The 25,693-nt window shown below is 69.2% G+C and carries 27 protein-coding genes; 8 read left to right on the top strand and 19 right to left on the bottom strand.

From position 1 onward, the window contains the following. Positions 1-2: 2 nt before the first annotated feature. Positions 3-599, bottom strand: a complete 597-nt coding sequence (gene rimP, locus E2L08_RS11805) for a ribosome maturation factor RimP (RefSeq protein WP_133397294.1) — start codon at positions 597-599, stop codon at positions 3-5. Positions 600-748: 149 nt separating this feature from the next. Then, complete coding sequence (gene pip, locus E2L08_RS11800; protein WP_133397293.1) at positions 749-1,714, bottom strand: prolyl aminopeptidase; 966 nt, start codon at positions 1,712-1,714, stop codon at positions 749-751. Between the two features lie 74 nt (positions 1,715-1,788). Here pip and ubiG point away from each other — a divergent pair, with 74 nt between their 5' ends. Then, the gene (gene ubiG, locus E2L08_RS11795) at positions 1,789-2,526 is read left to right on the top strand and encodes a bifunctional 2-polyprenyl-6-hydroxyphenol methylase/3-demethylubiquinol 3-O-methyltransferase UbiG (RefSeq protein WP_133397292.1); all 738 of its coding nucleotides are present in this window, start codon (positions 1,789-1,791) and stop codon (positions 2,524-2,526) included. Here the strand turns inward: ubiG and E2L08_RS11790 are convergent. The 3 genes from E2L08_RS11790 to E2L08_RS11780 are packed head-to-tail and all read right to left on the bottom strand — an operon-like array spanning position 2,501 to position 4,367. Beyond that, positions 2,501-3,346, bottom strand: coding sequence for a carbon-nitrogen hydrolase family protein (locus tag E2L08_RS11790; RefSeq protein WP_133397291.1), 846 nt, complete (start codon positions 3,344-3,346; stop codon positions 2,501-2,503). The two genes, ubiG and E2L08_RS11790, sit on opposite strands and share 26 nt — an antisense overlap. Further along, positions 3,343-3,597 (bottom strand): glutaredoxin 3, encoded by a 255-nt coding sequence (gene grxC, locus E2L08_RS11785; protein ID WP_133397290.1) that lies wholly within the window; start codon positions 3,595-3,597, stop codon positions 3,343-3,345. Before grxC ends, E2L08_RS11790 begins: the two co-directional genes overlap by 4 nt. Positions 3,598-3,629: 32 nt before the next feature. Then, the gene (locus E2L08_RS11780; protein ID WP_133397367.1) at positions 3,630-4,367 is read right to left on the bottom strand and encodes a ComFC family protein; all 738 of its coding nucleotides are present in this window, start codon (positions 4,365-4,367) and stop codon (positions 3,630-3,632) included. Positions 4,368-4,382: 15 nt separating this feature from the next. On the opposite strand from E2L08_RS11780, the gene E2L08_RS11775 reads away from it, so the two are divergent. Then, on the top strand, positions 4,383-5,231 hold the full coding sequence (locus E2L08_RS11775; protein ID WP_133397289.1) for a methyltransferase domain-containing protein: 849 nt from the start codon (positions 4,383-4,385) through the stop codon (positions 5,229-5,231). Positions 5,232-5,327: 96 nt separating this feature from the next. Further along, entirely contained in the window at positions 5,328-6,386 is a 1,059-nt protein-coding gene (gene hemH, locus E2L08_RS11770; RefSeq protein WP_240758221.1) for a ferrochelatase, read from the top strand. Between the two features lie 4 nt (positions 6,387-6,390). Here the strand turns inward: hemH and E2L08_RS11765 are convergent, their stop codons facing one another. After that, entirely contained in the window at positions 6,391-6,921 is a 531-nt protein-coding gene (locus E2L08_RS11765) for a L,D-transpeptidase (RefSeq protein ID WP_133397288.1), read from the bottom strand. 164 nt (positions 6,922-7,085) lie between these two features. Here E2L08_RS11765 and dalA point away from each other — a divergent pair, with 164 nt between their 5' ends. Further along, the gene (dalA, locus tag E2L08_RS11760) at positions 7,086-7,604 is read left to right on the top strand and encodes a divisome-associated lipoprotein DalA (RefSeq protein WP_133397287.1); all 519 of its coding nucleotides are present in this window, start codon (positions 7,086-7,088) and stop codon (positions 7,602-7,604) included. Positions 7,605-7,619: 15 nt separating this feature from the next. Here the strand turns inward: dalA and E2L08_RS11755 are convergent, their stop codons facing one another. The 7 genes from E2L08_RS11755 to hslO all read right to left on the bottom strand — a co-directional run bounded on the left by E2L08_RS11755 (position 7,620) and on the right by hslO (position 15,893). Continuing rightward, positions 7,620-8,120 carry a L,D-transpeptidase family protein gene (locus E2L08_RS11755; protein ID WP_133397286.1) on the bottom strand — a complete coding sequence of 167 codons (501 nt, stop codon included), beginning with the start codon at positions 8,118-8,120 and terminating at the stop codon, positions 7,620-7,622. A 75-nt stretch (positions 8,121-8,195) separates the two neighbouring features. Beyond that, complete coding sequence (locus E2L08_RS11750) at positions 8,196-9,416, bottom strand: class I SAM-dependent RNA methyltransferase (RefSeq protein ID WP_133397285.1); 1,221 nt, start codon at positions 9,414-9,416, stop codon at positions 8,196-8,198. Further along, positions 9,413-11,248: an ABC transporter ATP-binding protein gene (locus E2L08_RS11745; RefSeq protein WP_370450684.1), complete on the bottom strand. Its 1,836-nt coding sequence runs from the start codon at positions 11,246-11,248 to the stop codon at positions 9,413-9,415. Before E2L08_RS11745 ends, E2L08_RS11750 begins: the two co-directional genes overlap by 4 nt. Beyond that, positions 11,245-13,086 carry an ABC transporter ATP-binding protein gene (locus tag E2L08_RS11740; protein ID WP_133397283.1) on the bottom strand — a complete coding sequence of 614 codons (1,842 nt, stop codon included), beginning with the start codon at positions 13,084-13,086 and terminating at the stop codon, positions 11,245-11,247. The genes E2L08_RS11745 and E2L08_RS11740 overlap by 4 nt, the downstream gene beginning before the upstream one ends. A gap of 65 nt (positions 13,087-13,151) precedes the next feature. Then, positions 13,152-14,303, bottom strand: a complete 1,152-nt coding sequence (locus E2L08_RS11735) for a CCA tRNA nucleotidyltransferase (protein WP_133397282.1) — start codon at positions 14,301-14,303, stop codon at positions 13,152-13,154. After that, positions 14,300-14,890, bottom strand: a complete 591-nt coding sequence (locus E2L08_RS11730; protein ID WP_133397281.1) for an NUDIX hydrolase — start codon at positions 14,888-14,890, stop codon at positions 14,300-14,302. The genes E2L08_RS11735 and E2L08_RS11730 overlap by 4 nt, the downstream gene beginning before the upstream one ends. Further along, positions 14,880-15,893 (bottom strand): Hsp33 family molecular chaperone HslO, encoded by a 1,014-nt coding sequence (hslO, locus tag E2L08_RS11725; protein ID WP_133397280.1) that lies wholly within the window; start codon positions 15,891-15,893, stop codon positions 14,880-14,882. The genes E2L08_RS11730 and hslO overlap by 11 nt, the downstream gene beginning before the upstream one ends. 83 nt (positions 15,894-15,976) lie before the next feature. Here hslO and E2L08_RS11720 point away from each other — a divergent pair, with 83 nt between their 5' ends. Beyond that, a complete protein-coding gene (locus tag E2L08_RS11720; protein WP_133397279.1) occupies positions 15,977-16,432 on the top strand; it encodes an NUDIX domain-containing protein in 456 nt (151 codons plus the stop codon). Here E2L08_RS11720 and E2L08_RS11715 read toward each other — a convergent pair. Next, complete coding sequence (locus E2L08_RS11715; protein WP_133397278.1) at positions 16,416-17,663, bottom strand: PP2C family protein-serine/threonine phosphatase; 1,248 nt, start codon at positions 17,661-17,663, stop codon at positions 16,416-16,418. The genes E2L08_RS11720 and E2L08_RS11715 overlap by 17 nt on opposite strands. 99 nt (positions 17,664-17,762) lie before the next feature. Here E2L08_RS11715 and E2L08_RS11710 point away from each other — a divergent pair, with 99 nt between their 5' ends. Next, positions 17,763-18,074: an Hpt domain-containing protein gene (locus E2L08_RS11710; protein WP_168771134.1), complete on the top strand. Its 312-nt coding sequence runs from the start codon at positions 17,763-17,765 to the stop codon at positions 18,072-18,074. Here E2L08_RS11710 and ilvA read toward each other — a convergent pair. Continuing rightward, positions 18,071-19,318, bottom strand: coding sequence for a threonine ammonia-lyase IlvA (gene ilvA, locus E2L08_RS11705; RefSeq protein WP_133397276.1), 1,248 nt, complete (start codon positions 19,316-19,318; stop codon positions 18,071-18,073). The two genes, E2L08_RS11710 and ilvA, sit on opposite strands and share 4 nt — an antisense overlap. Positions 19,319-19,445: 127 nt before the next feature. Here ilvA and E2L08_RS11700 point away from each other — a divergent pair, with 127 nt between their 5' ends. Further along, on the top strand, positions 19,446-20,666 hold the full coding sequence (locus E2L08_RS11700) for an argininosuccinate synthase (protein ID WP_133397275.1): 1,221 nt from the start codon (positions 19,446-19,448) through the stop codon (positions 20,664-20,666). Positions 20,667-20,715: 49 nt separating this feature from the next. Here the strand turns inward: E2L08_RS11700 and E2L08_RS11695 are convergent, their stop codons facing one another. From E2L08_RS11695 to E2L08_RS11680, 4 genes are all read right to left on the bottom strand, one after another. Further along, positions 20,716-21,969 (bottom strand): alpha-hydroxy-acid oxidizing protein, encoded by a 1,254-nt coding sequence (locus E2L08_RS11695; RefSeq protein WP_133397274.1) that lies wholly within the window; start codon positions 21,967-21,969, stop codon positions 20,716-20,718. Between the two features lie 69 nt (positions 21,970-22,038). Then, a complete protein-coding gene (locus tag E2L08_RS11690; protein WP_133397273.1) occupies positions 22,039-23,016 on the bottom strand; it encodes a pirin family protein in 978 nt (325 codons plus the stop codon). 18 nt (positions 23,017-23,034) lie between these two features. Beyond that, positions 23,035-23,739, bottom strand: a complete 705-nt coding sequence (locus tag E2L08_RS11685; RefSeq protein ID WP_133397272.1) for an alpha/beta hydrolase — start codon at positions 23,737-23,739, stop codon at positions 23,035-23,037. Further along, positions 23,736-24,674 (bottom strand): ring-cleaving dioxygenase, encoded by a 939-nt coding sequence (locus E2L08_RS11680; protein ID WP_133397271.1) that lies wholly within the window; start codon positions 24,672-24,674, stop codon positions 23,736-23,738. The genes E2L08_RS11685 and E2L08_RS11680 overlap by 4 nt, the downstream gene beginning before the upstream one ends. Before the next feature lie 100 nt (positions 24,675-24,774). Here E2L08_RS11680 and E2L08_RS11675 point away from each other — a divergent pair, with 100 nt between their 5' ends. Continuing rightward, on the top strand, positions 24,775-25,149 hold the full coding sequence (locus tag E2L08_RS11675; protein WP_133397270.1) for a winged helix-turn-helix transcriptional regulator: 375 nt from the start codon (positions 24,775-24,777) through the stop codon (positions 25,147-25,149). Positions 25,150-25,693: the final 544 nt, after the last annotated feature.

The raw sequence follows: 25,693 nt of genomic DNA, 5'->3' as shown, positions 1-25,693 counted from the left end.
CGTCAGTCCTTCTGGTCGGGAAGACGGGCATCGTCTTCGCTGTCGATGATGGTTTGCACTTCGTCGAACTGGCTTTCGTCGATCTCGCCCGCATCCTTGCGGGATTTCAGCACGTCGCGGATCAGGTCGTCGGTCAGGACGAGCTTGGCGTCCGAGAGCCAGTCGAACTGGAGCCCGATCGTGCCCTCCTCGATCTCGATCAGCACCTCGGACCCTTCGGTGCCCGCAAGCCGCCCCTTGAAGCGGCGCCGCCCGTCGATCAGGTCGTGCGTCTCGAGCTTGGCCTCGTAGCCGGCCCAGGCGTCGAAATCCTTGAGCCGGGTCAGGGGGCGGTCGATGCCGGGGCTCGACACCTCGAGGTTATAGGCCTCGTCGACCGGGTCCTCGACGTCGAGATGGGCCGAAACCGCGGTCGAGATCGTGCCGCATTCGTCGACCTCGATCCCGCCCGTGGGGCGGTCGGCCATGATCTGCACCGTGGGCGTCTTTCCGCCCATGTAGCGCACGCGGATCAGTTCGAACCCCAAGTCCTCGATGACGGGGGTGACGATCTCGGCGAGGCGGCGGTCGATGGCGGCCTTGGCGATGAGGTCGGACATGCCGGAAAACTCCTGCGTGGCGGGCGGCGATGCGCGGGCACAAAAAAACGGGCCAACGGCCCGTCCCTGTGGTTCGATGGTGTGTCGGGTTTGGACCCCGAACGCCGCTGTCTCTGGCGATATAGGCACACGGGCGGCAGGATGCAAGCCTAGCGCCGCAGCCTATCCATGACGCGCACCAGCGCCTCGCTGATGCCCGGCTCGCTCAGGGCGTGACCGGCGCGGGGCACGATCCGCAATGTCGAGCCGCGCCAGGCCGCATGCAGGTCATGCGCCGCGCGCGGCGGGCAGATCATGTCGTAACGACCCTGCACGATGGTGCCCGGCACGTCGCGCAGCCGCGCCATGTCGCGCAGGATCTGACCCTCCTCGAGGAAGGCGCCGTTGTGGAAATAATGGTTCTCGAGCCGGGCAAAGGCGCGGACGTAATCGGCCGGCCCCTCGCCCGGCGGGGAGTCGTTGTCGATGCTGGCAAGCGTGTTCTCCCACGACGACCAGATGCGCGCGAACCGCGTTTCCGACATCATGTCGCCCGAGAACAGCCGCCGGTTATAGGCGGCGATCAGGTCGCCCTGCTCATCCGCCGGGATGGCCTGTGTGAACCGATCCCAGAGCTCGGGCCAGAACCGCCCTGCCCCGCCGCCGTAGAACCAGTCGAGCTCGCCCCTCGTGGCCAGGAACACGCCGCGCAGGATGATATGCCGCACCCGGTCGGGATGGGCCTGCGCATAGACCAGCGACAGCGTCGCGCCCCAGCTACCGCCGAACACCATCCAGGCCGGGATGCCCAGCGTCTCGCGGATCAGCTCGATATCGCGCACAAGGTGCCATGTCGTGTTGTCGCTGACGCTGGCATGGGGACGCGAGCGTCCGCAGCCGCGCTGGTCGAACAGGATCACGCGATAGGCGGCCGGGTCGAAATAGCGGCGCATCGCCGGCGAACAGGCCCCGCCCGGCCCGCCATGCAGCACGCAGACCGGGATGCCGTCGGGATTGCCGCATTGTTCGACATAGATTTCGTGGCCATCGCCTACGGCCAGCATGCGCTGGTCGAACGGGTCGATCCGGGGATAGAGATGCGCCGCTGCGCTGGTTTGGCCTGCCGACTGCTCCATAACTGTCCTATATATGCGGGCAAAGGCGTCGAACACTGGCGCGCGAAGAAATTCTGGGACAAAGGGGTTCTGACATGGCGGCGACGGTCGATCCGGGCGAAATCGAGAAATTCTCGGCCATGGCGGCCGAATGGTGGGATCCGCAGGGCAAGTTCAAGCCGCTGCACATGCTCAACCCGTGCCGGCTGGACTACATCACCCGCCAGATCGAGGGCCACTTCGGCCGCGACCTCGCCACGCCGCGCCCGTTCGACGGGCTGCGGCTGCTCGATATCGGATGCGGCGGCGGTCTTCTGGCCGAGCCGATGGCCCGGCTGGGCGCCGAGGTGGTGGGCGCCGACGCCGCCGAGCGCAACATCCCCGTCGCCCGCATCCATGCCGAGGAACAGGGGCTCGAGATCGACTATCGCCACACCACCGCCGAGGCGCTGGCCGAGGCGGGCGAAACATTCGATGTCGTGCTGAACATGGAGGTCGTGGAGCATGTCTCGGACCCCAAGGCCTATCTCGCGGCCTGTCACGATCTGGTCAGGCCGGGCGGGATGATGGTCTGCTCGACGCTGAACCGCACCGCCAAGAGCTTTGCCCTGGGCATCGTCGGGGCCGAATACGTCATGCGCTGGCTGCCGCGCGGCACGCATGACTGGAACCGCTTTATCACGCCGGACGAGCTTTGTGCGATGCTGCGCGAGGCCGGGCTCGACCCGGTGGACCGCACGGGAATGGTGTTCAACCCGGTGTCGTGGCGCTGGTCGCTGTCCGAGCGCGACCTGTCGGTGAACTACGTCACGACAAGCCTTCGGGCGGGCTGAAGCGCCGGTCGCCCGCAAGGCTGGGAACGCGGCGGCGCGCGTCGGCCACCGCCTCCAAGTCGATCTCGGCAAAGGCGATGCCGGGCGCGTCGCCCATGCGCGCGATCACCTCGCCCCAGGGCGCCACGGCAAGGCTGTGCCCGTAACTGCGCCGGACCCGTCCCCGCGTCGTCGGGTGCGTGCCGCATTGCGCGGGCGCGATCACGTAGCACCCCGTCTCGATGGCGCGGGCGCGCAACAGCACCTCCCAATGGGAGGCGCCCGTGACCGGCGAAAACGCGGCCGGAACGCTCAGCACCATCGCCCCGGCCTGCGCCAGCGCGCGGTAAAGATGGGGAAACCGCAGGTCGTAGCAGATCGTCATGCCCAGCAGGCCCGCGACCGAAGGCGCGAGCACCGCACGCTCGCCCGGACGATAGGCCGACGATTCGCGATAGGTCTCGGTCGCGTCGATCTCGACGTCGAACATGTGGATCTTGTCGTAGCGCGCCACGATCCCGCCCCGGTCGTCGATCAGGATCGACCGGTTGGCAAACCGCCCGTCCGCGTCGCCCGTCGTCACCGCGACCGACCCCAGCAGGATCTCGACCCCGTGCCGCGCGGCCAGCGCGCGGGCCTCGGCGACGACGATATCCTCGTCCTCGGGGCGCAGGACGGCGGATTGATGACTGCGGCTGCCCGAGATGCAGTTCGTGACCTCGGGCGTGGCGATCAGGCGGGCGCCGCCCGCGACCGCGGCGCCCGCGGCATCGCGCAGCAGTTCGGCATTGCGCCCCGGATCGTCGGTCGCACAAAGCTGGACCAGCGCGACCCGCGTCACCCGAGCAACGCGTCGAGCTTGCCCTGCCGGTCGAGCGCGGCGAGGTCGTCGTAGCCCCCAATATGGCGGTCGTCGATGAAGATCTGCGGAACGGTGTGCCGCCCGTTCGCGCGCTGCATCATCGTGGCCCGCGCGTCCGGTTCGCGCGAAATGTCCGTCTCGGCAAAGCTCACGTCCTTGGACGTCAACAGTCGCTTGGCCGCGTGACAATATCCGCAAAGCGGGCTGGTGTAGATTTCGACATGCGCCAAGGCTGATTCTCCGTTTCTCGTGCCCCTTCGATCTAGGTGCGCCGGGCCACCCTTGCCAGCACGGCGATGTCGATCCGGCTCGCGCCGGCCGCCGCGCAAGCCTCGGTCGCGGCCGCGAGCGTCGCCCCCGAGGTCATCACGTCGTCGATCACGATCGCCGGTCGGCCGCGCAGCGCCGCACCGAAACGCGGGTCGGGCGCGAGCGCGCCGTCGAGCATCGCGAAACGGTCGGCAAGGCTGCGCCCGTCCAGAACGGCGGTCCGCCGCACGCGACGCAGCGCGCGGGGCGCGCAATCGATCCCGGCCGCACGGCCCAACGCCTGCGCCAGCACCGCCGACTGGTTGTAGCGGCGCGCCACGCGGCGGCGCCAATGGATCGGGACCGGCACCAGCACCGTGCCCTCGCGGATGAGCGGGTCGACCGCGCGCCGCATCAGGCCGGCCAGCACGGGCGCGAGGTCCAGCCGGTCGCCATGCTTGAACGACAGCACCAGCCGCCGCGCACGCCCCGCATAAAGCAACGCCGCGCGTCCGCGCGCCCATGGGCGGGGCGTCGCGAGGCAATCGTCGCAGACCACATCCTCACCATCGTCCTGCGCCGCGTCGCCGGGCAGCGGCGCGCCGCAGCACCGGCAGACCACGCCCTCCACAAAGGGGACATCGCCCCAGCAGCCGGGGCAAAGCTGCCCCCGCCCCGCGACCAGCGTGTCGCACAGGGCGCAGTGATCGGGAAAACCAGCGTCGTGAACCTTTGCAACATCGCGCGCGATCCCTAACTCGACCCCATGACCACGGATGCGCCCCGCCTGACCGACCGCGCCGCGCTGGCCCTGCACCGGGCGCGCGCGACCGACGATTCGCTGTTTCTGCACCGCGAGGCGCGGTCCCAGCTTCTCGATAGGCTGGCACTGGTTAAGCGCGCGTTCACGGCGCCGGTCATCGTCACGGGCCATCCCCGGATCTGGGCGGATACGCTGCCGGGCGCGCGGGTCGTGGCCGATGACGACACGCTCGACCTCGTTTCCGGCGCGCATGACCTAGTGATTCACGCCATGGCGTTGCACTGGGCCGACGATCCGGTGGGCCAACTCATCCAGTGCCGCCGCGCGCTCAGGCCCGACGGGCTGTTCCTGTCGGTGGCTTTTGGCGGCCGCACCCTGTCCGAGTTGCGCGAGGCGATGGGCGCCGCCGAGATCGCGGCGCGCGGCGGGCTGAGCCCGCGCATCGCCCCCATGGCCGAGATCCGCGACATGGGCGGGCTGCTGCAACGCGCCGGGTTCGCGCTTCCGGTCGCCGATATCGAGCCGTTGACCGTCACCTATCGCGACTTGCCCGCGCTCGTGCGCGACCTGCGCGGCATGGGCGAGACGAACGCGCTGGCCACGCGCGACCGCGCGCCTGTGCCGCGCCGGATGCTGGCCGAGGCCGCCCGGCTCTACGCCGCTGCCCACCCCGCGCCGGACGATCCCGGCCGCATCCGCGCGAGCTTTGATCTGCTGCATCTGTCGGGCTGGGCCCCGGCCGAAAGCCAGCCCAAACCGCTCAGGCCGGGCTCGGCGCAGGTGCGGCTGGCGGATGCGCTGAACACCTCCGAGACGACGCTTCGCGACAATTCGCGCCCGCTGGACGATTGACGGCCCGCGCCCGGCGGGTAAGTGACCACCGACACCTTGAACGACGAGACGGGAGCACGGCCCATGCTGGATGCGAAATCGACCGATGGCAGCGCGATGTTCACCGCCGAGGACGCCGCGCGGCCCGTCCATGCGGGGGCCGACCACCCGCGGGTGCCGGTCGCCAAGATCGGCGTGCTGGTCGCCAACCTCGGGACGCCGGACGGCTACGACTACTGGTCGATGCGCCGCTATCTCAACGAGTTTCTCAGCGACCGGCGCGTGATCGACTATTCGCCCTGGATCTGGCAGCCGCTCTTGCAGGGCGTGATCCTGTCCAAGCGGCCGTTCTCGTCGGGGGCGGCCTACAAGTCGATCTGGAACGAGGAAGAGGGCGAAAGCCCCCTCATGACGATCACCAAGGCGCAGACCGCCAAGCTGACCCAGCGCCTCAAGGCCGAGTACGGCGACAGGGTCGAGGTCGATTTCTGCATGCGCTACGGCAACCCCTCGACCGCGTCGCGGGTGCGGCGGATGGTCAAGGAGGGGTGCCAGAAGATCCTGTTCTTCCCGCTCTATCCGCAATATGCCGGCGCCACCACGGCGACCGCGAATGACGAGTTCTTTCGCTCGCTGCTCAAGGAAAAGTGGCAGCCCGCAGCGCGGACCGCGCCCGCCTATTTCGACCGCCCGACCTATATCGACGCGCTCGCCAAATCGGTCGAGCGGGTCTGGGGCGCGATGCATGAAAAGCCCGAGCTGCTCATCGCGTCCTATCACGGCGTTCCGCGCCGCTATCTGATGGAGGGCGACCCCTATCACTGCCAGTGCCAGAAGACGACGCGCCTGCTGCGCGAGCGACTGGGCTGGCCCGAGGATCGGCTCATCACGACCTTCCAGAGCCGGTTCGGCCCCGAGGAATGGCTCAAGCCTTACACAGTCGAAGAGGTCGCCCGCCAAGCCCGCGAGAACGGCGTGCGGCGCATCGCGGTGATGGCGCCGGCCTTTTCGGCCGACTGCATCGAGACCCTCGAAGAGATCAACGAGGAAATCCGCGAAAGCTTCGAGGAAGCGGGGGGCGAGCAGTTCACCTATATCCCCTGCCTCAACGACGACGACGACCATATCGAGGCCCTGGCCGAGGTCGTGCGCGAGAACCTCGCGGGCTGGATCTAGGCCTTCAGACCAGCACGACGGGCATACCCTCGCCCGTCAGCGCGAACAGCTCGGCCATGGCGGCGTCACATAGCGCGATGCAGCCCGCGGGCGGCGACGGGGCGCCGTGCCGCGGACGGCCGTGGATACGGTGGAACCGCCACGACAGGTAAAGCGCGTGCCGCCCCAGCGGATTTCCGGGACCGGGCGGCACGAAGCCGGGCCAATCCGGGTGGCGGCGGCGCATCGCGGGCGATGGCGCCCAGCTCGGCCCGGCGATCCGGGCGGCGATCTCGCTGCGCCCGGTGCGGATGGGTTCGGGGCCCAGCGTGACGGGATAGGCGCGGTGGACCGCCCCGCCCACGCTCCAGACCGACAGGCGCCGCGACGCGGTATCGCACAGGATCGCCCCGCGCCCGAGATCGGGGAAATACGGTCGCCACGCGGCCCCGCCCTGTCCGCGCAGGACGGCCGGGGCACATAGCAGCCCCCCGGCGGCCACGCTGCGGGCGAGGAACCGGCGGCGCGTCGCGCTGTATCGGGGTTCTGCCGTCATTGCCGCCCTCGCGCTCCCGACCGGCGCCTGTCGAAAACGTTACCGCGCCGGGCCCCGCGGGACAATCCGCGCCGGCGCCATTCCGCGCGTCGGGCGATGCGGCGGCGTTGCCGGGCGTGCAATTTGTCGCTATCGGGTGGCCGTTCACCCGACTGGAGCTGTCCATGCCGCGCGTTTCGGTTCTTGCCCTCATCGCCCTGACAACGCTTGCCGCCTGCGGCACCCCCGAGGTGGCCGCGCCCGTCATCGGCCCGGACGGGCGCGAACTGTCCAAGGTCTATCCCATCGCCGAGTCGGATCGCGACGCGATCCAGATCCGGTTTCTCGACGGCATGAACACGTTGCGGCAGGCGCGCGGTGTGCCGCCCGTCGCGCTCGATCCGTTCCTGACGGCGGCGGCCGCGACCCATTCGCGCGACATGAGCGTGCAGAACCGGCCCTGGCATTTCGGCTCGGACGGGTCGTCGCCGCTCGACCGGGTGCAGCGCGTCGGATATACTGGCCGCCTTCTGGGCGAAAATATCTCGGAAACCTACGAGACCGAGCTGGAAACCCTGGCCGCCTGGATGGAGGACGCGGAAACGCGGTCCGTCATCCTCGATCCGCTGGCGCGCACCATGGGATTCGCCTGGTTCCAGGAGCCGAACGGCAAGATCTGGTGGACGATGGTCACCGGGGCCTGAGCCCCGGCGATCCGCTCAGGGCAGGATGGAGATCGGCGTCCCGTCCTTCACCATCGCATAGATTTCCTCGATTTCTTCGTCGGTCACGGCGATGCAACCGGCCGTCCAGTCGAAAGGCGCGTCGGGCTTGTAGGTCTTGCCGCGCCCGTGGATGAAGATGTCGCCGCCCGGCGCGAACCCCATCAGGTCAGCGCGCTTGCGGTCGGCGAGGTTGGGATAGGACACGCCGATGGACAGGTGGAACTGGCTTTTCGGATTGCGGCGGTCGATCATGTAGGTGCCTTCGGGCGTGCGGCCGTCGCCCTCGCGGTACTTGTGCCCCTCGGGCGCAAAGCCGAGCCCGGCCTTGTAGGCCTTGAGGACGCGGTCGTGATGCCAGAGCTGCACCTGCCGCGCGCTTTTCAGCACGACGACACGGGTCACCTCGGGGCCGTTATAGGTCTGGAACTTGTTCGAGCCGCAGGACGCGAGCACGGACAGGCTGAGAAGGACAAGGATCGCACGAAGGAATGTCATGGGGGCTGCCGACCTCGGGGGGTATTTTTCGCCGACCATACAGCGAATCGCCGCCCCGTGGAATAGCGTCCGCGCCTATCGGCTGAAGGCCGCGGCAATTTCGACATGGGGCGACCAGCGGAACTGATCGACCACCCGGACCCAATCCAGCGCGAACCCCGCCCCCGCCAGGATCCGCGCGTCGCGGGCGAAACTGACCGGGTTGCAGGACACCGAGGCCACGACGGACAGGCCCGAGCGGGCGATCTCGGTCACCTGCGCCTCGGCCCCCGCGCGGGGCGGGTCGATCACCGCCGCGTCGAAGCCGCCAAGCTCGAGCGCGGTCAGTGGGTCGCGGAACAGGTCGCGCCGCGCAACGGTCAGGGCGCGCAGGCCGGTGCCGCGCCGCCACGCGGCGCCGAGCGCCTCGAGCGCGGGCGCATCGCTTTCCACGGCGTGAACCTCGGCCCCCCGCGACAGCGGCAGCGCGAATGTCCCGCAGCCCGCAAACAGGTCGACCACCCGCCCGGCGGGGCCGATGGCCTTGGCCACGCTGGCGATGAGCGCGGATTGCCCCTCTTCGGTAGCCTGGAGGAACGCGCCCGGCGGCGGCGAGACCTCGACCCCGGCAAAGCGGATCACCGGGCGCCGCGCCTCGGCCACGGGCTCGCCCTCCCATGTCAGCCGGGCGAGGTCGTGCAGACCGGCAAGCTCGGCCAGCCGTTCCGATAGCGCCCGATCGAGCGGTTTGCCCCCTTCGGTGGCCACGTCCAGCCCCGATTCGCTGGCGGTGACGCGCAGCGTCATCTCGTGCTTGCGCGATCCCCCGGCGGCGACGAGCGCCTCGAGCGCGGGCAACCCGGCAAGGATCGGCGGGGCCAGCACGTGACAGTCGGGCACCGCGACGATCTGGTCCGAGCCGCGCCGGTGCAGCCCCACCAGCGCGCCCGCCTTTGTCCGCCGCCCCGACAAAGCGGCGCGGCGGCGCGTGTTCGGCGACGAGGTGGCGATGCCCACGACCGGCGCATCCAGCCCCTGCGCGCGCAGCGCCTCGGTCACGATGCCGGTCTTCCACGCCGCGACAAAGGGGTCGGCCGCGTGCATGACCGCGCAACCGCCGCAGGTCAAGTAATGGCGGCACCGGGGGCGCACCCGCTCGGCCGAAGGGGCGAGGATGCGCGGCGCGGGCATGCGCCCCTCTTCCACGGTGCCTTCGACCTCTTCGCCCGGCAGCGTACGCGGAACGAAGACCGGGCCGGGCGCGATGCCGTCGCCGCGATGGCCCAGCCGCTCGATCACCAGCCGTTCGGCTGTCATTCGGCCGCGTCCTCGTAGCCGATGAACCCGCCCGACTGGCGTTTCCAGTAGCGCGCATAGGTGCCGCGCTGGCGCAAAAGCTCGGAATGGGTGCCCTGCTCGACGATGCGGCCCGCCTCGATCACCACGATCCGGTCCATCCGCGCGATGGTCGAGAGTCGATGCGCGATGGCCATGACGGTCTTGCCCTCCATCACGCGGTCGAGCGCGGACTGGATGCTGGCCTCCACCTCGCTGTCGAGCGCGCTGGTCGCCTCGTCCAGAACGAGGATCGGCGCGTCCTTGAGAAAGGCGCGGGCCAGCGCGATCCGCTGCCGCTGCCCGCCCGAAAGCTTGACGCCACGCTCGCCCAGATGCGCGTCATAGCCCTTGCGCCCCCGGAAATCCTCGAGCTCCATGATGAACTCATGCGCCTCGGCCTGCTCGGCGGCGGCGATCACCTCGGCCTCGGTCGCGTCGGGGCGTCCATAGAGGATGTTGTCACGGGCCGAGCGGTTGAACATCGCGGTTTCCTGCGTGACCATCCCGATCTGGCGGCGCAGGCTTTCCTGCGTGATCTCGCGGATATCGCGCCCGGCGACGGTGATGCGCCCCGTTTCGACATCGTAGAGCCGCAAGAGCAGCGCGACGAGCGTCGACTTGCCCGCGCCCGAGGCGCCGACGATCCCGAGTTTCTCGCCCTCGCCGATATGCAGGTCGATATCGCGTACGCCGCCGACATCGCGCCCATAGGCGAACGTCACCCCCTCGAAACGCACGCCGCCCGCCGCCTCGAGCGGTTTCGCATCGGGCGAATCGCCCAGCGTATGCGGCGGCGTCAGGGTGCGCATCCCGTCCTCGACCTCGCCGACATTGGCGTAGATCGCCATCAGCGTGAACGACACCCAGCCCGTCATCTGCGCGATGCGGATGGCGATGGCGCCCGCGGCGGTGATGTCGCCGGCGCTGGCGGCGCCCTCGCTCCACAGCCACAGCGTGCCCCCGACCAGCACCACCGGCAGGATGCCCGCCAGCGTCATCAGCGAAAACCGGAACCCCGCCGAGAGAACGCCGTAATCGACGATGGCCTCGCGGAACGAGGTGATCGCGTTCAGCGCGGCGCGGTCCTCGTGATCGGCATGGGCGAACAGCTTGACCGTCTTGATGTTGGTGATCGTGTCCACGACCTGCCCCGACACCATCGCGCGTGTCGAGGCGCGCACCTTGGACCGCGCACGGATGCGCGGCACGAACCAGGTGATGAGCGCGATATAGCCCGCGACCCAGACCCCGAGGCCCAGCGCCATCCATCCGTTGATGGTGGTCAGCAGCAGCGCCGAGCCGATCAGGCTCGCCAGCGCGAAACAGACCACGTTGATGACCTCGGACGCGACATCGGTGATGGCGCGGGCGGTCTGCATCTGTTTCTGCGCGATCCGCCCGGCGAAATCGTCGTCGAAGAACGTGACCGACTGGCCCAGCGTCCAGCGATGCAGCCGTTGCAGCGCCATGGGATAGATGTTCGGCGCGACGACGATCGAGTTCGAGGCCGAGGACAGCCCGAACAGGATCGGGCGCAGCACGAGAAAGAACGCCGCCGTCCCGATCAAGAGCCCCGTGTTCTGCACGAAATAGGTGGCGAGCGCCCCGTCCACCGCGCTGTCGACCACCTTGCCCAGCAAGAGCGCGGTCACGACCTCGGCCGTTCCCGCCGCGGCCGACAGGAGCCCCGCGAGGATCATCCACGGCCAGCCGCCGCGCAGTGCCCAGCCCAGGAAACGCGCCAGCGTCTGCGGCGGGGGGCCTTCGGCGGGGCGGAAGGCGTCGATCGTGTTGGCGAGGCGGCGGATCACGATGCTTGCCTCGCGTCAAGGAAACCGCCCGACTGGCGCGACCACAGCCGGGCATAAAGCCCGCCCCGCGCCAGCAGCGCGTCATGCGTCCCGTCCTCGACGATCCGGCCGTCCTCCATGACGACGATCCGGTCCATCTGCGCGATGGTGGACAGGCGGTGCGCGACCGCCAGCACCGTCTTGCCGCGCATCACCCCGTAAAGCGTAGCCTGGATGCTGGCCTCCACCTCGCTGTCGAGCGCGCTTGTCGCCTCGTCCAGAACGAGGATCGGCGCGTCCTTGAGGATGACGCGAGCGAGCGCGATCCGCTGCCGCTGACCGCCCGAAAGCTTGACGCCCCGCTCGCCCACCTGCGCGTCATAGCCGGTGCGCCCCTCCGCGTCCTGAAGCGTGAGGATGAAATCATGCGCCTCGGCGCGGCGGGCGGCCTCGATCATGCGGGCCTCGCTTGCCTCGGGCCGGCCATAAAGGATGTTGTCGCGCACCGAGCGGTGCAGCAGCGACGCATCCTGGCTGACCATGCCGATATGCCGCCTGAGCGAGCTTTGCGTGACCTGCCCGATATCCTGCCCGTCGATCTCGACCCGGCCGGACTCAGGGTCGTGGAACCGCAGGAGCAGCTTGATCAGAGATGTCTTGCCCGCCCCCGAGGGACCGACGAGCCCGATCTTTTCGCCCGGCGCGATCTCGAGGCTCAGCCGGTCAAGCCCGCCCTGCCCCTTGCCGTAATGGTGGCTCACCTCGCGGAACGCGATGGCCCCCCGGTCGAGCCGCAGCGGCCCCGCACCCGGCCGGTCGGTCAGGGTCAGCGGCTGGGCGATGGTCTCCATCCCCTCGGACACGACACCGAGGTTCTGGAAGAAGTTGCTCAACGCCCACATGATCCAACCGGTCATGGAGTTCAGCCGCAGCACGAGCGCCGTGGCCGCCGCGACGACCCCGACGCTGGCCGAGCCGGCCTGCCACAGCGCGATGGCCCAGCCGACCACCCCCACGACGAGCAGCCCGTTGAGGAAGGTCAGGCTGATATCCATGATGGAATAAAGCCGCATCTCGCGGATGAAGGTCTGGCGTGCATTCTCGATCGCCTCGCGCCCGAAGGCGAGTTCGCGGTCGTGATGGGCGAACAGCTTGACCGACTGGATGTTGGAATAGCTGTCCACCACGCGGCCGGTGACTTCGGACCGGGCATCCGAAGACGCCTTGGAGGCCGGGCCGATCACGCGCACGACCCAGCGCACGAGCCCGCCATACAGCACCAGCCAGAGCGCCATGGGAATCGCGAGCCGCGGGTCGGCCTGCCCCAGCAGGATCAGCGCGCCCGCGATATAGGCCACCGAATAGGTGATCGCGTCGAAGACCTGGAACGCCGCCTCGCCCGCGGCGGGCGGGGTCTGCATGATGCGGTTGGCGATGCGCCCGGCGAAATCGTTCTCGAACCAGCCGACGGACTGGCGCAGGACATGCGAATGCGCCCGCCAGCGGAATATCGTCCCGAGGTTGGGCAACAGCGCGTTGTTGAGCAGCATCACGTTCACCGCCTGCACCGCCGGGCGCAGCAGCAGAATGGCCGCGGCGGCGAGGAACAGTTCAAGCCCGTGGCGCGACCAGAGCGCGGCGCGCCCCGCCTCGGTCAGCAGATCGACCACGCGGCCGGTATAGGCGATCAACGCCAGTTCGATCACCGCGACGGCGACCGAGGACAGGGCCGCCCAGGCAAAGAGGCGCCGGAACGGAACGGTATAGCTCATCAGAAAGGGCCACAGCCGCCGGGGCGGTGCGTCATCGGCCTCATACGGCGTATAAGGATCTACCAGGCGTTCAAAGAAGCGAAACATCGGGGCCCTTCCGGCTGAACCCCTGATCTAGTCGTTTGCGCCGGGAATGGAACCGACCGCCCCGATCAGGCCCGCGCGAGCAGCGCTTTGCGGTCGAGCGTGAAATCCGACGCGATCCATTCGGACTGGAGCGCGCGCAGGCGCTTGCCCACGTCGGCACCCTGATATGCGGCCAGATCGCCCCCGCCGATCGGAAACTCCGCCGCCGCCCCCCGCGCGATCCGCGCGCCCAGATCCGCGTCGAGCGGCTGGCCCATGACCGCCGCGCGCAGCAGGGCGACGTCCCACGCCGTGCCGGCGCAGTGGCGCCAGGCGATCTCGGCCGGGCCGGCGCTGCCTTCGACCCCGGCGCGCAAGACATTCAACCGACGCGCATCGGCCCGCGACAGGCGCAGGGCGGATCTGACGTTCTGCCCGCCGATCGCGGCAAGACGGCGCAGCGCATCGGGCGCGACCCCGGCCTCGCCCTCGAGATGCACGAGCGGCGCAAGCGCGGTCCAGCCGGCACCGGGCAGACAGCGCATCAGGATGCCCGCCTGGCCCATGGTTGCAACCGCCGGCGCCGGATCGGGCGCGGACAGCAGCTTGAGCATCTCGGCACCGATACGCTCGCGCGCGATCCGCTCGAGCCCCTCGGCCAGCTCGGCCGACGCCGCCAGCCCCTCGGGGTCGATCCCCCCGCCGGGCGCGCCGAACCAGGCGTGAAACCGGAAAAAGCGTAGGATGCGCAGGTAATCCTCGACGATCCGCTCATGCGGGTCGCCGACGAACCGCACCCGCCGCGCAACGAGATCGTCCCACCCGCCCAGCGGATCGACCACGGTGCCGTCGGCCTCGGCGTAGAGCGCGTTCATCGTGAGGTCGCGTCGCATCGCGTCGTCCTCGATCCGGGTCGAAAAGGCCACGACGGCCCGCCGCCCGTCGGTTTCGACGTCGCGACGAAAGGTCGTGACCTCGACCGGGGTATCGCCGGCCAGAACGGTGACGGTGCCGTGGTCGATCCCCGTTGGCACGGTGCGGAACCCGGCGGCGGCGGCGATGCGCATCACCTCGGGCGGCAGCGCGTCGGTCGAGGCGTCGATATCGGCGACGGGTCGACCCAGCGCGGCGTCGCGCACGCATCCCCCGACATAGAGCCCGCGATAGCCCTCGGCGCGCAGCGCGGCCAGCAGCGCCCGCGGGCCGGGCGCGTCGAGCCACGCACCGCCCACCCTCATCGCGCCAACCGTTCGGCCAGGCCCCGCAGGACGCGGGCGGTGGCGCCCCAGACATAGTGGGGCCCGACCGGAACGGTGTAATACCGCCGCTCGACCCCACGCCACTGCCGCGCCTGTATGTCGAAGCCCGCCGGATCGGCGACGCGCGCAAAAGGCACGCGGAACACCTCGGCCACCTCGCCCGGTTCGGGCACCGGGCGGAACGGCGCCGTGACGAGCGCGATGACCGGCGTCATCACGTATCCCGTCACGGTCACATGCGCGGGCAGCGTGCCCAGCACCTCGAGCGCGTCGGGCGGCAGCGCGATCTCTTCGTGTGCCTCGCGCAGCGCCGTGGCGGTGATGTCGGCATCGCCCGCATCCATCCGCCCGCCCGGAAAGGCGATCTGGCCGGGATGCTGCGACAGGTGCGACGCCCGCTTGGTCAGCCAGAGCGCGCCGGTTTCGGCGTCGAAGGCGGCGAGCACACCGGCCTGTCGCAGCACCCCGCCCGCCGGACGCCTATCGTCGTTCAGATCGGAATCCGACGTCCCCGTACCCGGCGCCGCGATGGCCCCGAGCAGCCTGTCGCGCAGGTCAGCCGTCATTGCCCGACGCGGCCCCGGCCTCGGCTTCGGCCTCGAACCCCAGGGTGCGGGGATCGAACTCGTAATGCGCGCCGCAGAACTGGCAATCGGCCGTCACCTTGCCGTCCTCGGTCGTCATGTGGGCGATGTCCTTTTGCGAATAGATCGACAGCGAGGTGCGCACCCGGTCGGCCGAGCAGGTGCAGCCGAAACTGACCGGCTGGGCGTCGAAGACGCGGGGCCGTTCCTCGTGGAACAGACGCACCAGCAGGTCGGTGGGTTGGACATGGGGGCCGGCAAGCTCGGTTTCCTCGACCGTATCGAGCAGCAGATTCGCGCGGGCCCAGTCCTCGGCCTCGTCGCCCGACAGCATGTCGTCGGCCTCGAGCAGCCCCTCGGCCCCCGATGCGCCCGCATCCGCCCGCAGCGGCGATGCCTTGGGCATGTGCTGCAGCATCACGCCGCCGCCCCGCCAGCCCGGCTCGGCGCCCGGCTCGTGCGACTGCCCGAAGGTCAGGGCGAACCGGGTCGGCAACTGTTCGGACTGGGCGAAATAGGTCTCGGCACAAGAAGCGAGCGATCCGCCCGCCAGCGGCGTGATCCCCGAATAGGGCGTCATCCCGTCGCCCTGATCGAGCAAGAGCGCGAAATATCCCTTGCCGATCTGGCCGAACGCATCCTCGCCCCGGCGCAGCGTGTCACCATCAAAGCTGGCATAGGCGCGGATCTGTGCCGGGCTGCCATCCTTGCCGGGTGCGAAATAATCGGTCGCGATCAGCCGCACCGGGCCGTCGCCGCGCACCTGCAGCGACAGCTTCCAGCGGAGCTTGATGGTCTGCCCGATCAGCGCGGTCAAAAGAACCGTCTCGGCGACCAGCGCCTCGATCTCGGCGGGGTAGTCGTGCTGGGACAGAACCGCGCGCAGCACCCCGTCGAGTCGCGCGACGCGGCCGCGGATATCGGATCGGTCGAGCTGAAACGGCAGGACGGTATCGTCCCAGGCGATGGTCGGACCTAGGGTCATGGGCTACCTTGGGTGTCGGAGATTGACATGAGCGTCCTATATAGTCGGAGAAGTCCTGCCTTGAACCCCCGCCTCGGCCGCCCGTGATCCGTCGTTACGGCCCCCCTCCGCTGCGCGATATCCGCTATCCGGCGCGCCCCGGCGCCTATGGCGTGGTGGTGCGTGGCGGCTCCATCCTGCTGACCTTCACGCGCAGCCCGGCGCCCGAGCTGCAGCTTCCCGGCGGGGGGATCGACGCGGGCGAAGGGGTTTTGACCGCGCTTCACCGCGAAGTGTACGAAGAGACCGGCTGGCGGATCGCGCCGCGCCGCCGCCTCGGGGCCTTTCGGCGGTTCGTCTTCATGCCCGATTACGACCGCTGGGCCGAAAAGATCTGCCATGTCTACCTTGCCCACCCGGTCCGGCGGCTCGGCCCGCCGACCGAGCCCGCGCACGAGGCCGTGTGGCTGCCGCTGGCCGAGGCCGCGCCGCGGCTGGGCAACGAAGGCGACGCGGCGATGGTGGCGCGCGTCGCGCAGCAGCTCAGCCGTCGCGGGTGAGCAGAACGGCCGAGATGTCGTCGGGCATCTCGGCATCGTCGATCCGGGCGCTCACCTCCCATTTCAGGGCCTCGAGCAGGCTCGGCCCGTCGGCATGGCGGTGCCGCTCGAGGATCGCGGCGAACCCGTCCTCGCCCAGCATGGCCCCGTCCTGGCCCATCAACTCGGTGAACCCGTCCGAATGGATCAAGAGACGGTCGCCGGGGCCGAGCGTCAGCGGCACCGCCTCGTAACCGGCGCCCTCGAGCAGCCCCACCGGCAGACCGCCATCGCCTACCGGCTCGATCCCGCCGTTCCTGCGCAGCACGAAAGGGCGCGGATGCCCGGCCAGACAGATCGCCCCCCGCCCCGTCGCGGCGTCGATCCGAGCCAGCGCAAGCGTCGCGTAATGGTCGCTCGCGATCTCGGTCAGGATCAGCGCGTTCAGGTCGGCCGCGACGGCATCGGGCGCGCGCAGGCGGGGGTCGTCGCCCAGTCGGCAGACGGCGACGGTGCGATCCGATTGCGCGCCGCCGAACCACGTGGCGAGCCGCGCCGTGACCAGCGCCGAGGCGATCCCGTGGCCCGAGACGTCGATGCCATAGACACAGATCTCGGCATCGCCCAGCGCCAGCGCCCCCACGAGATCGCCGCCGACATGGCCGGCCGATTGCAGCATGAAATCGGCGCGCAGCCCCCCGCAGAACCGTGGCCCCTGCGGGATCAGCGACATCTGAAGGCGCCGCGCCTCGCACAGGTCGCGGTCGAGCGCGGCGTGCAGCGCGCGCATCGAGGCCAGCGTTTCGTTGACGAGGCGGTTCTTGGCGGCAAGCTCGCGCTCCACCCCCAGCAGCCTTATGCCCGCGCCGAGCCGCGCACGCAGCTCGTCGAACGAGACCGGCTTGGACAGGAAATCGTCGGCCCCGCGATTGAGCGCCTCGGCCGCGTCCTGCGTCTCGACCTTGGAGGTCAGCACGATGAAATAGACGTAGCCCGCCCCGAACTCGGCCCGGATCGCGTCGCAAAGGTCGAGCCCGCTCGCGCCGGGCATCATCCAGTCGCTGATGACGATATCGGGCGCGCGGTTGCGGCACAGCGCAAGCGCCGCCTCGGCGCTGTCGGCCTCGCGGATATCGCGACCCAGCCGCGCGACGGCCGCGCGCAACAGCTTGCGCTGCGCCGCGCTGTCGTCGACCAGCAGGATCGCCGGGCCGGTATCGCCGCACGCCATGGCGGCGGGTCTGTCCTCCATACCTCTCCCCTCGTCATTTCGGCGAGATTTTCACGCCCGCGTGAACGTAACGTTAAGCGCAGCATGGTTTGGTCGGAGGGCAGAACGGGACCGACGACGATGCTCATAGACGAATCGCGACTTTCCACCCTCATCTCGGATGTGGGGGCCGATTCCCTGGGTGAGCTGCTCGATATCTTCGAACGCGAAACGGGGCAGAAGATCGCGTCGCTTGCCGCCTGCCCGCCCGAACGGCTGTCGGCGGCCTATCACTTCGTCAAGGGCAGCGCGCAGAACCTCGGGCTGGCCGAGCTTGCCGCGCTGTGTCGGCAGGCCGAACACGATGCCGCGCGGGGCGTGATCCCCGATGCCGCGCGGGTGCGCGACTGCTTTCACGCCTCGTTCGCGGCGCTCAGGGCGCGCTGCGACTAGACCAGGAACTCGGCCAGGGTGCGGTCGTCGGTGATGTCGCGCCAGACCAGCCCGGCCTGCGACATGCGCGCGAAAAGCGCGTCGAAATTGCCGGCGCGGTCGGTCTCGATCCCGATCAGCACCGATCCGAAGTTGCGGGCGCTTTTCTTGAGATACTCGAACCGCGCGATATCGTCATGCGGCCCCAGCATCCCCAGGAAATCCTTGAGCGCGCCGGGTCGCTGCGGCAGGCGCAGCACGAAATACTTCTTCAGCCCGGCATGGCGCTGGGCGCGTTCCTTGACCTCGGGCAGCCGCTCGAAATCGAAATTGCCCCCCGAGGTGACGCAGACGACGGTTTGCCCGGCGATCTGCGGCGCAAGCTCGGGCAGCACGTCGAGCGACAGCGCCCCCGCGGGCTCGAGCACGATTCCCTCGACGTTGAGCATGTCGAGCATGGTGGTGCAGATCCGGTCCTCGGGGGCGAGCAGGACGTCGCCCGCGTCGACGGTGCGCAGGATCTCGAAATTGCGCGCCCCGATCCGCGCGACCGATGCCCCGTCGACGAAGGAATCGACCGGGTGGACCGTGGCGGGCGCGCCCTGCCGCAACGCTTCGGTCAGGGATGGCCCGCCCGTCGGCTCGACCAGGGTGAAACGCGTCTCGGGCGACAGCGCGCCGAACAGGCGCACCATCCCCGCCGACAAGCCACCGCCGCCCACGGGCAGGATCACGCGGTCGGGCGGGGTCTCGATCTGATCGAGGATCTCGATCCCGACAGAGGCCTGCCCCTCGATCACCTGCGCATCGTCGAACGGGGCGAGGAAATGCCCGCCCCTCTCGGCGCAGAACGCCTGCGCGACCTTGAGCGTCTCGTCGAAATAGTCGCCAACAAGCTCGATCTCGACATGCTCGCCGCCAAAGGCACGGGTCTTGTCGATCTTTTGCGCGGGCGTCGTGACGGGCATGAACACCACGCCCTGCACGCCGAAATGTGCGCAGTTGAACGCCACCCCCTGCGCATGGTTGCCCGCGCTTGCGCAGACGAAAAGCCGCTGGTCCGGGTCGGCGGCGCGCGCGGTCTGCATCGCGTTGAACGCGCCGCGGATCTTGTACGAGCGCACCGGCGACAGGTCTTCGCGCTTGAGCCAGATATCGGCGCCGTATTTCGCCGACAGGTAGGCGTTGCGTTGCAGCGGCGTCGGCGGGAACAGCGCGCGCAGGCGATCCGTGACGGCACGGGCGGTATCGGCAAAGGCGGTCATGGCATCGACATGACGGCTTGTCCGCGCCGGCGCAAGCGCGCGCCCCGCCCCCCGCACGCGCTTGTCGCACCGCGCCGAACTGGATAAGCCCGCCCTCGTCCGCCATCTGCCCGCAAGGAGGCCCCCCATGACCGCGCCGAAGAAAGTCGTTCTCGCCTATTCCGGCGGCCTCGATACCTCGATCATCCTGAAATGGCTGCAGACCGAGTATGGCTGCGAGGTCGTGACCTTCACCGCCGACCTGGGCCAGGGCGAAGAACTCGAGCCCGCCCGCCGCAAGGCCGAGCAGATGGGCGCCACCGCCATCTATATCGAGGATCTGCGCGAGGAATTCGTGCGCGATTTCGTCTTTCCGATGTTCCGCGCCAACGCGGTCTATGAAGGGCTCTACCTGCTGGGCACGTCGATCGCGCGGCCGCTGATCTCGAAACGGCTGGTCGAGATCGCCGAGGCCGAGGGTGCCGATGCCGTGGCCCACGGCGCCACCGGCAAGGGCAACGACCAGGTGCGGTTCGAACTGGCCGCCTATGCGCTTAACCCCGACATCAAGGTGATCGCGCCCTGGCGCGAATGGGATCTGACGAGCCGGACCAAGCTGCTCGACTTCGCCGAAAAGAACCAGATCCCCATCGCCAAGGACAAGCGCGGTGAGGCGCCGTTCAGCGTCGACGCGAACCTCCTGCACACCTCGTCCGAGGGCAAGGTGCTCGAGGATCCGGCGCAGGAGGCGCCCGATTACGTCTATCAGCGCACCGTGAACCCCGAAGACGCCCCCGACACGCCGCAATTCGTCGAGATCGGGTTCGAGCGTGGCGACGCGGTCAGCATCGACGGCACCGCGATGTCGCCCGCCGCGCTGCTGGGTCGGCTGAACGAGCTTGGCGGCGCGCACGGGATCGGGCGGCTCGACCTGGTCGAGGGCCGGTTCGTCGGCATGAAATCGCGCGGCATCTACGAGACCCCCGGCGGCACCATCCTGCTCGAGGCGCATCGCGGGATCGAACAGATCACGCTCGACCGCGGGCAGGCGCATCTCAAGGACGAGCTGATGCCGCGCTATGCCGAATTGATCTACAACGGCTTCTGGTTCTCGCCCGAACGCGAGATGCTGCAGGCCGCCATCGATCACAGCCAGCAGCATGTGACCGGCACCGTCAGGCTCAAGCTGTTCAAGGGCCAGGCCAGCACGGTCGGCCGCTGGTCGGATCACTCGCTCTATTCCGAGGCGCATGTGACCTTCGAGGACGATGCCGGGGCCTATGACCAGAAGGACGCAGCGGGCTTCATCCAGCTCAACGCCCTGCGGCTCAAACTGCTGGCCGCCCGCAAGCGCCGCCTGGGCCGGTAATCGGCAGGGGCGGCGCAGATCGGCGCCGCCCCGTCGTTTCGGCGGGCGCTCAGCCCTCCATCATGGTGGCGCTTGGGCCGGTCACGGACATGTAGGACGCATCGAGGTCCGACACCGACTGTGCGCCCGCCAGCAGCAGGTCCGAACGCAGCTCCGCCGCCAGCGCGTTCAGCACCGAGGCCACCCCCGGCGCGCCGCCCACGCCCAGCCCGTACATCACCGGCCGGCCGACGGCGACGCATGTGGCGCCCATCGCCAGCGCGCGGATCACGTCGCCGCCACGCCGGATGCCGCTGTCCATGATGATCGGCACCCGCCCGTTCACGGCCCGCGCCACGAGCGGCAAGGCGCTGATCGCGGCGGGAACGCCGTCGATCTGGCGCCCGCCATGGTTCGACACCTGGATCGCGTCGGCACCGGCGGCGATGATCGGGTCCACGTCCTCGGGCCGCAGGATGCCTTTGACGATCACCGGCAGGCCGCCCGTCTCCTCCTTGACGAGGCGGATGTCGTCGGGGGTCAGCGCGGCCTTCTGGTCGAGGAAGTTGCCGGTGCCGCCCTGCGCGGGGTCGTGGTTGCCAAACGCCATGTCGGGGCGGAACGGCATGCCCATGGCGCGGAACGCGTCGGGCGTGCCCGGCCCGAGCGCGTCAGCCGTCAGCACGATGGCGGTATAGCCCGCGTCGCGCGCGCGGCGCAGCACCGAGCGGGTCACGTCCTCGTCGGCGTTGAAGTAGATCTGGAACCACTTGGGCCCCGTGGTGGCCTGCGCGATCTCCTCGAGCGTGCGGTTGGACGCGCCCGACGAGCAATAGAGCGCGCCGGCCATGCCCGCGCCCCGCGCGGTGGCGACCTCGCCCTCTTCGTGGACCATGCGATGCGCGCCCATCGGCGCCACGAAAAAGGGGAAGGGCATCCGCTCGCCCAGTATCTCGACCGACAGGTCGAGATTGTCCGGGCTCACGCCGGTCAGGCGGTGGGTCATGATGCGGAAATCGTGCATCGCGCGCAGGTTTTCCTGCAACGTCCACTCGTCGCCCTTGGCGCCCGTGACAAAAACGTAGCCCGCCTCGGGCACCGCCTCGCGGAAAGGCGCCTCCAGCCGCGGCAGGCTGATGACGTCAAGCTCGGCATTGGCCGTCGAGGCGCCGTAATCCGACGACGCCGGCACCGGCGCCTCGGTCGCGGCCTCCGAAGGCGCGGCGTCGTCGGTCGCGGCGGTCTGTGCCAGCGCGGACCCCGCAAAGGGCATCGCGCCAAGGGCCGTCGCGGCACTGCCGAGGAAGGCTCTGCGATTAGTCATGTCATGTTCCTTTCGACTGGATGACGTCGGGATCGTCTTCATGGCATTCGGGCGACGCCCGGTGACGGCTTAGGGGTAATGCACGCCGCCGATGGCGCGGCGGGCCTTTCCCGGTCCTTCGGGCAGGGGGATGAACTCTTCTTCGTCGCCCGGCACGGTTTCGAACCTGCCGCGGAGCCATTCCTCCTTGGCCTGCTCGATCCGTTCGGGGCGCGACGAGACGAAGTTCCACCAGATCCAGCGGGGCCCCTCCATCGGCGCGCCGCCGAACAGCATGAAGCGCGCGTGATCGCCCGTCCCGTTCCCGCGCGCCGTGACGGTAATCTCGTCGCCCGGCCGCAGCACGAGAAGCTGGCCGGGGCCGAACGTGTCGCCCGAAATCTCGATCTCGCCATGGATGGTATAAAGCGCCCGCTCCTCGGTATTCGCGGCGATGGGCGCACGGGCGCCAGGCGCGAGCGTCACGTCCGCATAGAGCGTGTCCGACGACGTCTCGAGCGGCGAGGCCGCCCCGAAGGCCGACCCCGCAATCAGCCGCGCGCGCAGCCCCTCGGCCTCGACCACCGGCAGGTCGGCGCGGCCGTGATGCATGAAGGCGGGGTCGGATTCCTCGTCGCGCTCGGGCAGCGCCATCCAGGTCTGGATGCCGAACAGCCGCTGCCCGGTCGCCCTGCGTTCGGGGGCGGTACGCTCGGAATGGACGATGCCGCGCCCGGCCTTCATCCAGTTCACCGCGCCCGGCTCGATCGCCAGATCAGTGCCGAGGCTGTCGCGATGATGGATCTGCCCCTCGAACAGGTAGGTCAGCGTCGCGAGGTTGATATGGGGGTGCGGGCGCACGTCGATGCCCTGGTCGGTCAGGAACTCGGCGGGGCCCATCTGGTCGAAGAAGATGAACGGCCCGGCCATCTGGCGCTTGATGGACGGCAGCGCGCGGCGCACCTCCATCTCGCCCAGATCGACGGCACGGGGGACGATCAGCGTCTCGACGGCGTCGACGCTGTCGACGTCGCCGGGAACGGGATCGGGGCAAGGGCTCCAGCTCATGGGTCTTCCTTTCGTGGGTCAGGCGTCGTTGAGATGGCGGCGCAGCCAGGCGGCCTCGTCTGCGACGATGCCGTGCCCGGCGCCGGGAATGACGTGGGTCTCGACGTTCGCGCCCATGCCTGACAGCACTTCGGCGCTGCGCCGCACCCGCGCGAGCGGGATATGCGGGTCGCGTTCGTGGCACCCCAGCAGGACGGGCACGCCGTCCAGCCGCCCGTCATAGGCAAATGTCTTGTCGCTGTACCCGTAGAGCTCTTCGGACGCCCCTTTGCCCGCGTCGCCGGTGCCGACCAGCGCGCCCGACAGGCCCGCCACCGCGCGCAGGGGGCGGCCCAGCCGCGCCGCCGCCTCGACGGCGAGGCAGGCGCCCTGGCTGAAGCCGGTCAGCAAGATCCGTTCGGGGCCGAAACCCTCGGCCGCGAGATCGTCGAGCAGGGCCGTCACGACGCCGATCCCACTGCCGAGGCCCGGTTCGTTCGCGTCGATGGGTGCGAGGAACGAGGCCGGCCACCAGGATCGGCCCGCCGCCTCGGGGGCGAGGACCGCGACATCCGGCAGACCCAGGTGATCGGCCAGCCCGACCATGTCCTCGGGGCTGCCGCCGCGGCCATGAACCATGACCATCGCCAGCCGCGCCCGGTCGAGCGATGCGCCCGCCATGACCAGCCGCTGACCGCCATGCGGCCCATTTCCGCGTGTGCGCGGTGCGATCCCGCCCGTCATGCCGGCACCCTGATCGGGGGCAGGAGCTGCTCGATCCGGGCGCGATGCGCCTCGTATTTCTCGGGCAGCTTCAGCGCCTCGCCAAGATGCGCGGGATCCTCGTCGACGGCAAAGCCCGGCGGATCGGTGGCGATCTCGAACAGCACACCGCCCGGCGTGCGGAAATAGATCGCGTCGAAATACTGACGGTCGATCACGGGAGTGACCTGCATCCCGGCTGCGGACAGGCGTTCCTGCCATTCGACCTGTTCGGCCCCGTCGCGCGCGCGAAAGGCGACGTGGTGAATGGTGCCCGCGCCCGGCCGCCCGATGGAAGCCGCATCCGAGGTCATCAGGTCCACCGCCGAGCCCCGCTCGGGATCGGTCGAGCGGTAGCGCACCCGCGTCTCGGTCCCGCCGGTCCCGCCGGTGCCGCCGGTCGCGGCATCCTCGTCCGCCTCGCGGGCATAGCCCATCGCCTCGAGGACACGGGCCGTCGGGGCGATATCGTCGAGCCAGAGCGTGACCGAGTGGAACCCCTCGTCCTTCGCGCCGCCCTCGATCAGCTCGACGCGGAGCCCGTCGGGATCCGTCAACGCGATGGCTCTTTCGCCCAGTCGCTCGAACGGGCCTTCGAAATCCACCGCGGCTTCGGCCAGGGTCATCATGCGCGCGTCGAGATCCGGCACGGCATAAGCCACGGCCGACGCCATGCCGCTGCCCGCGCGACCGGGGCCCGCATCGGCAAAGGGAAAGAACGTCATGATCGACCCCGGCGCCGCCTCGGCATCGCCGTAATACAGATGGTAGGTGCCCGGATCGTCGAAATTTACCGTTCGCTTGACAAAGCGCTGGTCAAGCGTGCCGACCCAGAAATCGAGGTTGGACTGCGGCGGACCCGAGATCGCCGTGACGTGATGCAGGCCGGGAATGGCCGGGGGTGTACCTGTCGGCATCGCTGCCCTCCGTTCATGCGGCGCGCCCTGCGCGCCATGTTGCGTTTTGCCGTTGCCTGCCTAGCTAGAGCGTGAATTCCCAAGTGAAAGTCGTTACCGAATGGAAACTACCACCGATTTACGCGATCCGCTCGATCCGCCGGAGACGCCCCCCGCACCGTCCTGCCCCTCTGACGCGTTGCTGCGCGCGCTCTGGGGTCAGTGGAAATTGCATGTGATCTACACGCTGGGCGCGCATGGGCCGTCGCGTTTCGGCGTCCTGCGCCGGGCGATCCCGACCATTTCACCCAAGGTCCTGACACAGCGCCTGCGCGAACTGGAATCCGACGGCCTCGCGTGGCGCGAACAGGTCAACACCATTCCGCCACAGGTGACCTATGGCCTGACGCCCATCGGAGAGAGCGTTCACCGCGTGCTGAAAGAATTCGACCCCATCGCTGCCGCATGGGCGAAGGAAACCGGCCGGCCCCGCTGACCCGACCGAGCCGCGACGGCATTGGGCGGATCGCCGCGAGGAGGGGGGGTAGGGCCGAGCTGGGGCGAGAGACGGTTGCCGGGCGTGGCCTTACCGTGGAGAACGCCGTAGTTTTTCACCTAGTATCTATTAGGCACCCCATTACGACAGCGCCACACCTACCAATCAAAGATACAGACGGATTGTCTGATCGTTCACCGACAATCGGGGCCGCGGCGCAAGCTCGCAAAGCGGGCGATAGAGCACACCGCGTTCACCCCATTTTCACGTCTCACAGCGGACGCTGATCCGATGACCGACTTTCCGCCCACGGCACCCCGCTCGGCTGCCCCGACACAGCGCTCAGAGCTGCGCTGTTTCACATTGGCTACTCGGGGAAGGTCATGATAACCTTCATCGGCCAGCGATCTCTCGGATCGTTTATCTTAGGGTCAGGATGCATTGATTGTTGCTGTTCGGCGTGATTCACGGCCCGAAAAACGGAGCGGTGACATGGACGACCTCTACTGGCTGAGCGACGAGCAGATGGCCAAGCTTTCCCCTT

The organism is Palleronia sediminis (assembly GCF_004358695.1).
Lineage (GTDB): Bacteria > Pseudomonadota > Alphaproteobacteria > Rhodobacterales > Rhodobacteraceae > Palleronia > Palleronia sediminis.
Note: the sequence above shows the minus strand (reverse complement) of the source record. Positions and strands in the feature narration are given on the sequence as shown.